This window comes from Gemmobacter lanyuensis (assembly GCF_014652355.1).
In the GTDB taxonomy this organism is placed as follows: Bacteria; Pseudomonadota; Alphaproteobacteria; order Rhodobacterales; family Rhodobacteraceae; genus Gemmobacter; species Gemmobacter lanyuensis.
In genome coordinates this window covers 55,513-68,062 of the sequence record NZ_BMYQ01000006.1, presented here as the reverse complement: position 1 = coordinate 68,062, position 12,550 = coordinate 55,513, and the positions used below count along the sequence as shown (strand labels likewise).

Here is a 12,550-nt window from a genome sequence, read left to right as displayed (position 1 = left end):
GTCTCAGTTATCGTCTTCGTCTTCGTCGTCATCGCCATGCGGCAGGTTGAAGAAGCTGTCGGCATCGGAATAATCCGCCGGGGCCTCTTCACGCTCCACCTCGGTGAAGGCCTCAAGGCCCGACAGCGCGTCCGACATCTTGGGTTCGGTCGCCATGCCCAGCGACTGCTCGGTCGACACCAGCTTGCGACGTTCGTCATCCGACATCACGCCACCCTCGGCTGCCTTGCGGCGCGCGGCGGCCTGCACGGCCGAATCAAGCTCGGACTGGCGGCAAAGACCCAGCGCCACCGGATCGATCGGGGCGATGTTCTGGATGTTCCAATGCGTGCGTTCGCGGATGGCCTGAATGGTCGGCTTGGTCGTGCCAACCAGCTTGCCGATGGCGCCATCCGAAAGCTCCGGGTGGAACTTGACCAGCCACAGAATGGCGGCCGGACGGTCCTGACGCTTGGAGAGCGGGGTGTAACGCGGGCCGCGGCGCTTTTCCTCGCCCACTGCGGCGGGGTTGTGCTTCAGACGCAGCTTGTAGAACGGATCCTTCTGGCCCTTCTCGATCTCGATCGGGTCCAGCTGGTTGTTGGCAATCGGGTCAAATCCCTTGACCCCGGCCGCCACGTCGCCGTCGGCAATGCCCTGAACCTCAAGCTCGTGCATGCCGCAGAAATCCGCAACCTGCCGGAAGGTGAGGGTCGTGTTGTCCACCAGCCAGACGGCGGTGGCCTTGGCCATAAGCGGTTTCGACATCAGGATCACTCCTTTACAAATCTCTCCCGTGCCGGGAAAACGGCAGCAGCCCTTCGGCCGCGAATTCCACGTTTTCGGGGATTTCAGAGGCTTCCTTAGTCCATTTCCGCCCCGGAGGAAAGAGAAAATGCGTGTGATTATTGGGGCCATGCTCATGGCCTTCGTGCTGGTCCTGCCCCCTGCCGCGCTGCGGGCCGAAGGCGAACGCGCGGGCAATTTCGACTATTACGTGATGGCGCTCAGCTGGTCGCCCAACTGGTGCGCCCGCGAAGGCGACGCCCGCGATGAGGCCGAATGCCGCGCGGGTGTGGGGCGCAGTTTCACGCTCCACGGCCTCTGGCCCCAGTTCGAAGAGGGTTGGCCCTCCTATTGTCGCACCGGCGAACGGGACCCCACACGGGCCGAAAGTGCGGCGATGGCCGATCTGATGGGCTCGGGCGGGCTGGCCTGGTATCAGTGGAAGAAACACGGGCGCTGCGCGGGCCTGGCGCCGCAGTCCTATTACGCCACGCTGCGCCGCGCCTTTGCCACGGTGCAAATCCCGCCCGTACTGCAGGGGCTGAACCGGCGACTGGAACTGCCCGCCTCGGTCGTGGAGGACGCGTTTCTTGAGGTAAATCCGCAGCTTGCCGCCGATCAGATCACCGTCACCTGTGACGCGGACATGATCCAGGAGGTCCGCATCTGCCTGACCCGCGATCTGCAGCCGCGCCGTTGCGGCCCCGATGTCATCCGCGACTGCCGCCTGAAGGACGCGGTGCTGACCCCGGTCCGCTGACGCGCAGGTGGCACCGGTGTCCATGGCAATGCCGTCCGGCGATGGCCCGCGGGGCCTGAGCCGGACGGCGCCACCCGTCAGATCAGCCCGTGGCTGCGGAACAGCGCGGCCAGATCGGCCTCGGGCCGCGCGCCGATGTGGCTGATCACCTCCGAGGCCGCAACGCATCCCATCCGCCCTGCCATTTCATAGCTGTGGCCATTGGTGATCCCCCACAGGAAGGCCCCAGCAAACAGATCACCTGCCCCGGTTGCATCCACGATCTGCGTCGGCACCGCCGGAACATGCCAATGCCCGCCCCCGGCAAGCACATGCGCGCCCTGATCACCCTCGGTGCAGGCCACGATCTCCACCTCGGCGGCGGCAGCCTTCAGCGCGGCGTGGAAATCCTCGGTCTGATACATCGACAGGATCTCGGCCTTGTTCGCGAACAGCAGGTCCACATCCTCGCGGATCATCTTGCGGAAGGCATCGCGGTGGCGCTCCACGCAGAACGGGTCCGACAGCGTGACCGAAACCCGGCCCCCCCCGGCCTTGCAGGCGCGAATCGCCTTGGCAAAGGCGGCATGGCTTTCCGGCCCGTCAAAGCGGTAGCCTTCCAGGTAGATCCATTCTGCATCGGCCATCTGGGCGTCGTCGATATCGGCGGGCGACAGGAATTCCGACCAGCCGAGATAGGTGTTCATCGACCGTTCACCATCGGGCGTCACGATCACGATACAGCGGCCGGTTTCCTGCACGCTGTCCCGCGGGGCGAAGCTTGTTTCATACACCGCCCCCTGCGCCCGCAGGTCATGGGCGAAGATGCGGCCCAGCTGGTCATCCTTGACCTTGCCGACATAGGCCGTCCGCCCCCCCAGCGCCGCGATCCCGGCGATGGTGTTGGCGGCCGATCCGCCTGAAATCTCTTTCGCGGGGCCGATCCGGTCATAGAGCGCGACGGCGCGGTCCATGTCGATCAGCTGCATGATGCCCTTGCCGATCCCCTGCGCCGCAAGGAAGCTGTCTTCGGCATGCGACAGCACATCGACCATGGCATTCCCGATGCCGACGACTTGGAACTTCTTCATTCGGTCTTTTCCTCAAAGGGGCACAGATCCCGGATCAGGCAATCACCGCAGCGGGGTTTGCGTGCCGTGCAGATATACCGGCCATGCAGGATGAGCCAGTGGTGCGCGTGCTGCTGAAATTCAGCCGGGATATGGTCTTCGATGGCGCGTTCCACCGTGTCCACATCCTTGCCGGGGCAAATGCCGGTGCGGTTGCCCACGCGGAAGATATGCGTATCCACCGCCTGCGCGGGGATGTGCCACCACATGTTCAGCACCACATTGGCCGTCTTGCGCCCCACCCCCGGCAGCGATTGCAGCGCAGCCCGGCTCGAGGGCACCTCGCCGCCATAGTGCTCGACCAGAATCTCCGAGAGGCGGATCACATTCTTGGCCTTCTGCCGGAACAGGCCGATGGTCTTGATCTGCTCGGTCAGCCCCTCAAGCCCCAGCGCCAGCATCTTCTGCGGCGTATCGGCAATTTCGAACAGGGGTCGCGTCGCCTTGTTCACCCCCGCATCGGTCGCCTGCGCCGACAGCGCGACCGCGACCAGCAGCGTATAGGCGTTCACATGGTGCAGCTCGCCCTTCGGTTCGGCCTCCTGGGCCTGGAACCGGCGAAAGATCTCGTGGATGGTGTGGTAATCAAGTTGCTTGGCCATGATGCTTCCTAACGGCTGCATATTCCCCCGTGCAAGCGAAGCCGCAGCTTCCGGGTCGCCCGATGCGGATTTGCGGCCTAGTGTGACCGGAAAGGAGACCCGGCATGACCGACATCGCCCCCCCGCCCGCAACGGATGCCCAGACCGGGTCGTATCACTACCAGCTGATCGCCCGCGCGCTGGCCGCGATCGATGCGGGCGGCCCCGACCTCACGCTTGAAGCGCTCGCCGCGCACATGGGGATGAGCGCGGCGCATTTCCAGCGCGTCTTCTCGCAATGGGTGGGGGTCAGCCCGAAGCGCTATCAGCAATATCTGACGCTGGATCACGCGCGGCGGCTGCTCGCGGCCCGGCACAGCACCTTGGAGACGAGCCTCACGGTCGGCCTCAGCGGGGGTGGGCGGCTGCATGACCTCTTCCTGCGGTGGGAGGCGATGACGCCCGGCGAGTACGCCCAAGGCGGCGCAGGGCTGACCCTGCGTTGGGGCTGGTTTCCCAGCCCCTTCGGCCCGGCGCTGGTCATGGGCACCGATCGCGGCATCTGCGGCATCGGTTTTGCCGCCGAGTTCGGCCCCGACTGGACGATGGAGGATTTGCGCCGCCGCTGGCCCAAGGCGCAATACGTCGAAGACGCCAATTTTCTGCGCCCTTGGGTCGAGGCCGCCCTTGGCGCAGGATCGGCGCCGCTTGTGCTGATCGGGGCGCCCTTCCAGATCAAGGTCTGGGAGGCGCTGCTTGCCATCCCCGCGGGGCATGTCACCACCTATTCCGATCTGGCTCGCCACATCGGCCACCCCACCGCCGTGCGCGCCGTGGGCACCGCCGTGGGGCGTAACCCCATCAGCCTGCTGATCCCCTGCCACCGCGCGCTGCGAAAATCGGGGGGCCTCGGCGGTTATCACTGGGGCCTGCCGGTCAAGCGCGCCATTCTTGCGTGGGAATCCGCCCGCCATGAGGCGCAGGAGGTGTTCCTTTCGGAATCGTGATGGGCAAAAATCTGCTGAAACGCATGCAACGAATTCCGCTTTGCTGCGTTGCTGCTGTATGCTGCGGGAAAGGCCCGCAGGGGCCTGAACTTCAATGAGGCAGTATCATGGCTTTCAAAGCACCCCTTATTCTCGGCGTTGCCGGAATCGCGCTTCTCGCAGGCTGCGTGCAGAACCCCTATCAATATGATGACCCGAATGCCCGCACCAAGGGCGGCGCCCTGACCGGTGCGTTGATCGGGGCCACCATCGGTGCGACCTCGGGCGGGGATGACCGTCTGGCCAAGGCCGTGATCGGCGGGGCCATCGGCGCGGCTGCGGGCGGGGCCATCGGCAGCTCGCTGGATGCACAGGCCGCGGAACTGCGTCAGCAACTCGGGGGCAATGCCTCGGTCGTGAACAACGGCGACCGCATCAACGTGACCATGGGTCAGGACATCCTGTTCGCCACCGACAGCTTCATGGTGCGCCCGGATCAGCAGTACAATCTGCAGGCCATCGGCCAGAACCTTGTCCGCTACCCGAACAGCCGCATCGAAATCGTCGGCCACACGGATTCGGATGGCGAGGCGGCCTATAACCAGTCGCTGTCGGAACGCCGCGCCGTCGCCGTGCGCGATGTGCTGATGGCCTCTGGCGTGCCCGCCGGGCGCCTGTCAGCCTATGGCCGCGGCGAGGAACAGCCGGTCGCCTCGAACCTCACCGCCGCCGGCAAGCAGCAGAACCGCCGCGTGGAAATCATCATCGTTCCGACCCGCTGATCGGACGACCACCAGCCTTCCGGGGGCGCATCGCAGGATGCGCCCCTTTTTCATTGCGGCGCAAAGGCAGCGGTCATATTTTCTGACCGATACGCCGGGGGTCCTCATGCCATTCGAAAAGATCGCATCCGAAAAACTGTCAAATGCCGTGGCCCGGCAGATTGAGCTTCTGATCCTGCGCGGCATCCTGCGGCCCGGTGAACGCCTGCCCGCAGAACGGGATCTCGCCGACCGGATGGGCGTATCACGCCCCTCGCTGCGTGAGGCGCTGGAGTATCTGGAGCGAAAGGGCCTGCTGATCACGCGCCCCGGGGCCGGGGCCTTTGTTGCCGAGGTGCTGGGGTCGGCCTTTTCCCCCGCGCTGGTCGAACTCTTCGCCACCCATGATGAGGCGGTGCAGGACTATATCTCTTTCCGCAGGGATATGGAGGGTCTTGCCGCAGAACGCGCGGCGCGACTGGGGTCGGATACCGACCTCGCCGTGATCCAGACGATCTTTGACAAGATGGAGGCCGCGCACCAGAAGCGTGATCCGTCGGATGAGGCGGCTCTGGATGCGCAATTTCACATGGCGATCATTGAGGCGAGCCATAATGTCATCATGCTGCACATGATGCGGTCGATGTTCGATCTGCTGCGGCAGGGGGTCTTCTACAATCGGCAGATGATGTTCCGCAATCGCATGACCCGCGACATGCTGCTGGATCAGCACCGGGCCATCAATCAGGCGCTGCAGGCCCGCGATCCGGTGGCCGCCCGCGCGGCCATCAGTGCCCATATGGATTACGTCGAAACCGCGCTGGTCGAACAGGCCCGCGCCGACCGGAATGAGGCCGTGGCCCGCCAGCGTATCGAACACGAGCGCAACCGCTAAAAGAAAAACCCCGGCCGAGGCCGGGGTTTCATCTTGCCGGTAAGGGCGAAGATCAGTGCAGCTTGGCTTCGACCTGCGCGATGGCCGCGTCGATCGAGGCAGCGGCCGCTTGCGCGTCCATCTGCTTGGCAAGCACGTCGGCAGCAGCGGCAATCGCCACGTCCACGGCACGCTCACGCACTTCGCGCACGGCAGCGGCCTCGGCCGAAGCAATACGCTCTTCCGCGGCGGCCAGACGGCGCGCGATCGAAACCTTGAGCTCTTCCTTCGCGGCCGCAGCAGCAGCTTCGGCCTCGGCCTTTGCTGCGGTCACGATCCGCTCGGATTGCTCAAGCATTTCCTTCTGCTTGCGCTCATAGGAAGCCAGGATCGACTTCGCTTCTTCACGCAGCGCCTTGGCTTCTTCCAGTTCCGCCTTGATCGCCGCCGCACGGGCGTCGAGCAGACCACCCAGTTTCGCCGGAACCTTCAGGAACAGAAGGATGCCGACAAACAGGATGAACGCCAGCAGAACGATGAAGTTCGAATTGCCAAGCGACAGGAACGGGCCGGTTGCAGCCGCGGCCGGGGTGGCCAGCAAGGCAGCAGCGATGAGGGTCAGTTTTTTCATGTCCCTTACCCCTTCAGCCGGGCCGAAACGGCATCGGTGACACCGGCGGCATCAGCCTTGCCACCCAGAGCAGCCACGAGTTCCTTCGCGGTCTCTTTGGCGACTTCGGTCACGCTGTCCAGCGCGCCAGCACGGATTTCGCCAATGCGGGCTTCCGATTGCGCGGCTTTCGCGCTGATTTCAGCATCGGCAGCCGCCGTTGCCTTGTCGAGGTCGGCCTGGATGGCAGCCTTTGCCTCGGCGACGATACGGGCCGCATCGGTGCGGGCCTTGGCCAGCGCCTCGTTATAGGCCTTCTCGGCGGCGACCGCCTTCTGCTTCAGCTCTTCAGCCGCAGCAAGGTCGTTGGTGATGGTGCTGCTGCGCTCGGCCAGAACTGCCCCGATCCGGGGCAGCGCCACGAGGCGCAACACAAAATAGATCACGACAAGCGCGACCAGGACCCAGAAAATCTGGTTCGCCCAGGTCGAGATGTCGAGCTGCGGCATACCGGCAGAGTGACCCGCCGCACCAGCCGCCGCATCATGCGCTTCGGTCGCCATGTTGTTTCCTCACGTCCGTCAAACACTTGGCCGGGGGGCAGGACGCCCACCCGGCCGAGAAGCTGGGAAGCGTCAGGATCAGACGGCGAACATCAGCAGCAGGGCGATCAGGAACGAGAAGATGCCCAGAGCTTCGGCGAAAGCGATGCCGACGAAGAGGTTTGCGGTCTGCGAAGCAGCGGCCGAGGGGTTACGCAGGGCGCCAGCCAGGAAGTTGCCGGCAATGTTGCCCACGCCGATGCCAGCGCCGCCCAGACCGATGGCAGCCAGACCAGCACCGATGTACTTGCCCATGAGCGCGAGTTCAGCGACTTGTTCCATAGTTTCTCTCCTTAGGGATAGCGAGATGGGTTGGTTGAGGTTCGGACCTTAGTGGTGGGCGCCGCCCACCGCGTCTTTCAGGTAGACGCAGGTCAGAATGGTGAAAACGTAAGCCTGGACGACGGCCACCAGCAGTTCCAGACCGTAGATCGCGGTCACGGCGCCCACGGCCACCGGCGAGATGACGGCCATCGAGGCGAAGCCCGCGAACACTTTCATCACGGCGTGGCCAGCCATCAGGTTGCCGGCAAGACGGATCGAGTGGCTGACGGGGCGCACGAAGTACGAGATGACTTCGATGATGGCCAGCACCGGGCGCAGGGCCAGCGGGGCCGACGAAACCCAGAACATGCCCAGGAAGCCGATCCCTTGCTTGGCAAGGCCCAGCAGGGTGACACCCAGGAACACCAGCAGGGCGAGCGTGATGGTCACGGCAACGTGGCTGGTGGTGGTGAAGCTCATCGGGATGAGGCCGAGGAGGTTCGCGAACAGGATGAACAGGAAGAGCGTCATCACGAAGGGGAAGTACTTGACGCCGTCATGGCCGGTCACGTCTTCGACCATCTTGTAGATGAAGCCGTAGATCATCTCGCCGACCGACTGGATGCGCGACGGGATGATTGCGCGGCCGCGCGACCCGAAAACCATCAGCGCAATGATCGCCAGAACGGTCAGGCCGATCCAGACGGTGACATTGGTGATTTCAAACCACTGGATGTTCGAGGTGCAATCAGCATGGGCGGCATCGCAGAAGAACCGCTTCACGATGAACTGGTCCATCGGGTGAATTGCAAAACCGGTCTCGGCCACGTCTCTCATCCTTCGGTTCCGGCGGATTTGTCCGCCTGTGTCTGCGCTTGCATAGCCCGGAGCTGGCGTTCCTGCAGGTCACGGGCAGTGCCGATGACGGTGCGGATGCCGGCCACAAAGCCGAGCAGGATGAAGACCACAAGGAAGATGGGACGCGTGCTGAACACACAATCCAGCCCGTATCCGATACTGCCCCCGATCATGATCCCCGAGGTCAGCTCGATCACCATCCGCCAGGCCACTTCGCCCTGCGAGAAATTCTTGCCTGCATCAGAGGTCTTGGCCTTGGCGCCCTTCACCTCCGATATCCGCGCTTCGAGTGCGCGGAGCCGGTCCGGATCCGGTTCCTGAGCCATTTTTGACGCCCCCTGAACAGTCGGGCGGAACCTACGCAGGGGGCGGCACTGAGTCAAGCCAGATGATCCGATTCAAATCCTTGCAAAACAATGGTTTATGAAATTCCTTGCACCCTTCCTGCCCCATTTTGGCCGTCACGCCGCCGTGAAGGATATTCAACCGATCAGTTGACGATGAAGGCCGGGTCAGCCAAGGATGCCGCATGACCGATCCGATCAGCCCCATCTTCGCCGCCCTCGCGGATCCGACGCGCCGCGCGATCCTGTCGATGCTGCTGGAAGACGACATGGCGGTCACCGATGTCGCCGAGCCTTTCCAGATGTCGCTTGCGGCGATTTCGAAGCACCTTCAGGTGCTGGCCGATGCCGGGCTGATCAGCCGCGAACGGCGGGGCCGGGTGATCTGGTGCAAGCTGGAACCCGACGCGCTGAAACCCGCCTCGGTCTGGATGCAGGGCTTCGGGCAGTTCGACCCGGTCGATCTGGATGCGCTGGAGCGGTTCTTGGAAACCGAGCTGCGCGACGACCCGGTCGAAGAGTGACCCTTAGCGCGTGAACCAGTCGCGATACTGATCGCGCAGCAGGTTCTTTTGCACCTTGCCCATGGTATTGCGCGGCAGCGCCGCCACCACGACGGCGGCCTTGGGCTGCTTAAACCGCGCGAGCCGGTCGCGGATCGCGGCCAGCGCGGCATCCGCCGATAGCTCTGCCCCCTTCTGCGCGACCAGCACGGCAAAAACCGCCTCGCCGAAATCCGGGTGCGGCACACCGATCACCGCGCTTTCCAGCACGCCCGGCACCTCATCCAGCAGCAGTTCCACCTCTTTGGGGTAGATGTTGAACCCGCCCGAGATCACCAGATCCTTGGCCCGCCCGACAATCTGGACATAGCCGTCCGCATCCACCCGCCCCAGATCGCCGGTGATGAACCAACCGTCGGGACGCAGCTCCTCGCGCGTTTTTTCGGGCATCTGCCAATAGCCTTTGAAGACATTGGGGCCGCGCACCTCGATCACGCCGACATCGCCCTGCGGCAATTCGGTGTCGCCCTTCATCACCCGCAGCTCCACCCCCGGCAGCGGAAAGCCCACCGTGCCCGCGCGGCGATCGCCGTCATAGGGATTCGAGGTGTTCATGTTGGTTTCCGTCATCCCATAGCGTTCCAGGATGCGATGACCCGTCCGCGCCTCAAACGCCTGATGGGTTTCGGCCAGCAGCGGGGCTGAGCCGGAAATGAACAGCCGGAAGTGCCCCACCAGATCCCGGTCAAAGCGCGGATCATCCAGCAGCCGGGTGTAGAAGGTCGGCACCCCCATCATCGTATTGGCCTGCGGCAGCAGCCGCAGCACGGTGTCCAGATCGAACCCCGGCAGGAAGATCATCTTCCCGCCCGTCAGCAGCGAAATGTTCGAGGCGACGAACAGCCCGTGGGTGTGAAAGATCGGCAGCGCATGCAGCAGCACGTCCTGATCGGTAAAGCGCCAGAGATCGACCAGAACCTCGGCATTGGACAGCAGGTTGCGATGGGTCAGCATCGCCCCCTTCGACCGCCCCGTTGTGCCAGACGTATAAAGAAAGGCCGCCAGATCTTCGGGGCTGCGGTCGGCAGGCGTGATCTCGGCCCCCTGCCCCGCTGCGGCCTCGGTCAGACTGCCTGATCCATCGGCGTTCAGCGTCAGAACCTGCGCGCCATGCCGGGCGGCGACCCCTTCCAGCGCCGCGCGGCGGGCGCCATCACACAGAAAGATGCGCGGGGTGGCATTGCCGAGGAAATAGTCCACCTCCTCGGCCGTATAGGCGGTGTTCAGCGGCAGGAAGATCGCCCCCAGCGCCACGGCCGCACCATAAACCGCCAGCGCCTCTGGCGATTTTGCCACCTGCACGGCGATGCGGTCGCCCACGCCCAACCCCGCCGCCCGCAGCGCATGGGCCTGACGCGCGACCATGGCCAGAAAGGCACGCCCGGTGATCGTGCCGCCATCGGGCAGGATCAGGAAATCATCGTCACGGGTGGCAAGCGGGGCAAAAAGCGCGTCAAACAGGGTATTGGGCATAGGGTCCTCCGACCCGCCTGTCCTGCCACGGGGCGACCCATCCTCTCAAGCACAGAAACAGTTTTTCCGCAAAACCACGCGACCGACCGCGCAACCAACGCGCGAATGCCGCATTTTCGCCGTTCTTTGACTCGACCCTGATCGGGCACGAACGAGGAGAACCGCGATGAGCTTCATGTTCCGCCTGCTGGGCCGCTTTCGCAAAACACCCGCCGCCGAGGCTGTAACCGAGGATCTGTTCGAAGCGCGCCTGCGCCGGATGCGTGGCCGCAACCGGCTGGCGCCGAAGGGATCACCCTTCAGAAGCCAACGGTCACACCCGGCAACCTGAGTTCGGTCATCAGATCGCGCACCTCTTGCCGGGCAGCGATGTTCGACAGGTTCAGCTGATCGACACCGGTATCCTTGAGGTCAAGGAGCGTGAGGCCGCGCGGGAACAGCTCGCGGAAGATCACACGTTCGGTAAAGCCGGGCGCGACGCGGAACCCAATGCGCTTGGACAGATCCTCCAGGGCGGCGCCGACCTTTTTCTTGTTGTGCATCTGCTGCGCACCCAGACGGTTGCGCAGCACGATCCAGTCGATCGGCTTCAGCCCGGCCTGCGCCCGCAGCTGCCGCGCGTTCCAGACCATTTCCGAATAGATCGACGGCCCCTTCACCTTGTTGGTTTCCGGGTCGATCCGGGCCAGCAGGTCGAAGTCGACAAAACTGTCGTTCAGCGGGGTGACCAGCGTGTCGGCAAGGCTATGCGCCACCTGGCTCAGCCGCGTGTGCGAACCGGGGCAGTCGATCACGATGAAATCGCTATGCGGCTCCAGCGCCGAAACGGCGGCTGACAGGCGCGCGTCAAAGGGGTTTTCATTGGGCTGCAGCGTCGCCGGGTCAATCTCGGGCAGCTCGCGGTAATCGGGGGTCGGCAGGTCGCGTTCGTTGCGGGCCATCCAGGCGCGGCGGTTTTCGATGTAGCGGCCAAAGCTGCGCTGACGCACGTCCAGATCGAGCCCGCCCACACGATGCCCCAGCCGGGCCAGCGCCGTGGCGACATGCATGCAGGTGGTGGATTTGCCCGAACCGCCCTTTTCGTTGCCGAACACGATGATGTGAGCCATGCGACCTTCCCCGACATTTTACCGCCTTCATAAGCGGCAGCCCGCACGGAGGGAAGCAGGAAGGCGCCGATTACCCCTCGGAAATGAAAAGGGGCGCGCCGCAGCACGCCCCTTTTGCAAGCCATTTGGCCGGGATCAGAAGCCCAGACCGGCGTATTTGTTCTTGAACTTCGACACGCGGCCGCCGGTGTCCATCAGCTTGGCGGTCTGGCCGGTCCAAGCGGGATGCGAAAGCGGATCGATGTCGAGCGCGAGCGTGTCGCCTTCCTTGCCCCAGGTGGTGCGGGTGGTGAAGGTGGTGCCGTCGGTCATTTTCACTTCGACGAAGTGGTAGTCGGGGTGGATGCCTTGTTTCATGGCGCCAATCCTCACTCAGATTTTTCTTTGTAGTTGGTGACTTCGGCGATACGGGCCGATTTGCCGCGGCGCGAACGCAGGTAGTACAGCTTGGCGCGACGGACGCGGCCACGACGCACGACTTCGATCGAGTCGATGTTGGTCGAGTAGAGCGGGAACACACGCTCCACGCCTTCGCCGAACGAGATCTTGCGCACGGTGAACGACGCCGAGATGGTCGCCCCGCCCTTGCGGCCGATGCAGACGCCTTCGTAGTTCTGCACGCGCGAACGGGTGCCTTCGGTCACTTTGTAGCCGACGCGGATGGTGTCGCCGGCTTTGAAATCCGGGATGGTCTTGCCGAGGGCGGCGATTTGCTCGGCCTCGAGTTGTGCGATCAGGTTCATCGCTGTCTCCTTTGTGCCCGCGGTATTCCGCAGAGGTGATGTCGCTCCAGAGCTCCTGGTCTTCGATCGGGTCCGCGACACGCGCGCCCGCCGGAGATGAACCGACGTTTTGTCTTCCGCCCCCAAGGCCACGCACCGGCGAAGAATT

Annotated in this window: 18 protein-coding genes; 6 read left to right on the top strand and 12 right to left on the bottom strand. The window is 64.1% G+C overall.

Annotation, left to right across the window (positions count from 1 at the left end):
* Positions 1-3 precede the first annotated feature (3 nt).
* A complete protein-coding gene (locus tag IE101_RS11150; RefSeq protein ID WP_189633914.1) occupies positions 4-747 on the bottom strand; it encodes a DUF1013 domain-containing protein in 744 nt (247 codons plus the stop codon).
* A 127-nt stretch (positions 748-874) separates the two neighbouring features.
* On the opposite strand from IE101_RS11150, the gene IE101_RS11145 reads away from it, so the two are divergent.
* Positions 875-1,525 (top strand): ribonuclease T2 family protein, encoded by a 651-nt coding sequence (locus tag IE101_RS11145; protein ID WP_189633913.1) that lies wholly within the window; start codon positions 875-877, stop codon positions 1,523-1,525.
* 77 nt (positions 1,526-1,602) lie between these two features.
* Here IE101_RS11145 and IE101_RS11140 read toward each other — a convergent pair whose 3' ends face one another.
* Complete coding sequence (locus IE101_RS11140; RefSeq protein ID WP_189633912.1) at positions 1,603-2,595, bottom strand: adenosine kinase; 993 nt, start codon at positions 2,593-2,595, stop codon at positions 1,603-1,605.
* Complete coding sequence (gene nth / locus IE101_RS11135; protein WP_189633911.1) at positions 2,592-3,236, bottom strand: endonuclease III; 645 nt, start codon at positions 3,234-3,236, stop codon at positions 2,592-2,594. Before nth ends, IE101_RS11140 begins: the two co-directional genes overlap by 4 nt.
* A 104-nt stretch (positions 3,237-3,340) precedes the next feature.
* Between nth and IE101_RS11130 the strand changes: the two genes are divergently transcribed.
* From IE101_RS11130 to IE101_RS11120, 3 genes are all read left to right on the top strand, one after another.
* Positions 3,341-4,222 (top strand): methylated-DNA--[protein]-cysteine S-methyltransferase, encoded by an 882-nt coding sequence (locus tag IE101_RS11130; RefSeq protein WP_189633910.1) that lies wholly within the window; start codon positions 3,341-3,343, stop codon positions 4,220-4,222.
* 107 nt (positions 4,223-4,329) lie between these two features.
* Complete coding sequence (locus IE101_RS11125; protein WP_229804116.1) at positions 4,330-4,983, top strand: YiaD family glycine zipper/OmpA-like lipoprotein; 654 nt, start codon at positions 4,330-4,332, stop codon at positions 4,981-4,983.
* A 106-nt stretch (positions 4,984-5,089) separates the two neighbouring features.
* Positions 5,090-5,857 (top strand): FCD domain-containing protein, encoded by a 768-nt coding sequence (locus tag IE101_RS11120; protein ID WP_189633909.1) that lies wholly within the window; start codon positions 5,090-5,092, stop codon positions 5,855-5,857.
* Positions 5,858-5,909: 52 nt separating this feature from the next.
* Here the strand turns inward: IE101_RS11120 and IE101_RS11115 are convergent, their stop codons facing one another.
* From IE101_RS11115 to IE101_RS11095, 5 genes are all read right to left on the bottom strand, one after another.
* Complete coding sequence (locus IE101_RS11115; protein WP_189633908.1) at positions 5,910-6,467, bottom strand: F0F1 ATP synthase subunit B; 558 nt, start codon at positions 6,465-6,467, stop codon at positions 5,910-5,912.
* 5 nt (positions 6,468-6,472) lie between these two features.
* The gene (locus IE101_RS11110) at positions 6,473-7,009 is read right to left on the bottom strand and encodes a F0F1 ATP synthase subunit B' (protein ID WP_189633907.1); all 537 of its coding nucleotides are present in this window, start codon (positions 7,007-7,009) and stop codon (positions 6,473-6,475) included.
* Positions 7,010-7,087: 78 nt separating this feature from the next.
* The gene (locus IE101_RS11105) at positions 7,088-7,330 is read right to left on the bottom strand and encodes a F0F1 ATP synthase subunit C (RefSeq protein ID WP_189633906.1); all 243 of its coding nucleotides are present in this window, start codon (positions 7,328-7,330) and stop codon (positions 7,088-7,090) included.
* A 48-nt stretch (positions 7,331-7,378) separates the two neighbouring features.
* On the bottom strand, positions 7,379-8,149 hold the full coding sequence (locus IE101_RS11100) for a F0F1 ATP synthase subunit A (RefSeq protein ID WP_229804115.1): 771 nt from the start codon (positions 8,147-8,149) through the stop codon (positions 7,379-7,381).
* Positions 8,146-8,496: an AtpZ/AtpI family protein gene (locus IE101_RS11095; protein ID WP_189633905.1), complete on the bottom strand. Its 351-nt coding sequence runs from the start codon at positions 8,494-8,496 to the stop codon at positions 8,146-8,148. Before IE101_RS11095 ends, IE101_RS11100 begins: the two co-directional genes overlap by 4 nt.
* Before the next feature lie 203 nt (positions 8,497-8,699).
* Here IE101_RS11095 and IE101_RS11090 point away from each other — a divergent pair, with 203 nt between their 5' ends.
* Entirely contained in the window at positions 8,700-9,038 is a 339-nt protein-coding gene (locus IE101_RS11090; RefSeq protein ID WP_189633904.1) for an ArsR/SmtB family transcription factor, read from the top strand.
* A 3-nt stretch (positions 9,039-9,041) separates the two neighbouring features.
* Here the strand turns inward: IE101_RS11090 and IE101_RS11085 are convergent, their stop codons facing one another.
* Positions 9,042-10,550 (bottom strand): malonate--CoA ligase, encoded by a 1,509-nt coding sequence (locus tag IE101_RS11085; RefSeq protein WP_189633903.1) that lies wholly within the window; start codon positions 10,548-10,550, stop codon positions 9,042-9,044.
* Positions 10,551-10,716: 166 nt separating this feature from the next.
* On the opposite strand from IE101_RS11085, the gene IE101_RS11080 reads away from it, so the two are divergent.
* The gene (locus IE101_RS11080) at positions 10,717-10,881 is read left to right on the top strand and encodes a hypothetical protein (protein ID WP_189633902.1); all 165 of its coding nucleotides are present in this window, start codon (positions 10,717-10,719) and stop codon (positions 10,879-10,881) included.
* Here IE101_RS11080 and IE101_RS11075 read toward each other — a convergent pair.
* From IE101_RS11075 to rplS, 3 genes are all read right to left on the bottom strand, one after another.
* Positions 10,850-11,659, bottom strand: a complete 810-nt coding sequence (locus IE101_RS11075) for a division plane positioning ATPase MipZ (RefSeq protein ID WP_189633901.1) — start codon at positions 11,657-11,659, stop codon at positions 10,850-10,852. The genes IE101_RS11080 and IE101_RS11075 overlap by 32 nt on opposite strands.
* Positions 11,660-11,794: 135 nt before the next feature.
* Positions 11,795-12,016, bottom strand: coding sequence for a 50S ribosomal protein L31 (gene rpmE, locus IE101_RS11070; protein ID WP_189633900.1), 222 nt, complete (start codon positions 12,014-12,016; stop codon positions 11,795-11,797).
* An 11-nt stretch (positions 12,017-12,027) separates the two neighbouring features.
* Positions 12,028-12,402 (bottom strand): 50S ribosomal protein L19, encoded by a 375-nt coding sequence (rplS, locus tag IE101_RS11065; RefSeq protein ID WP_189633899.1) that lies wholly within the window; start codon positions 12,400-12,402, stop codon positions 12,028-12,030.
* Positions 12,403-12,550 lie beyond the last annotated feature (148 nt).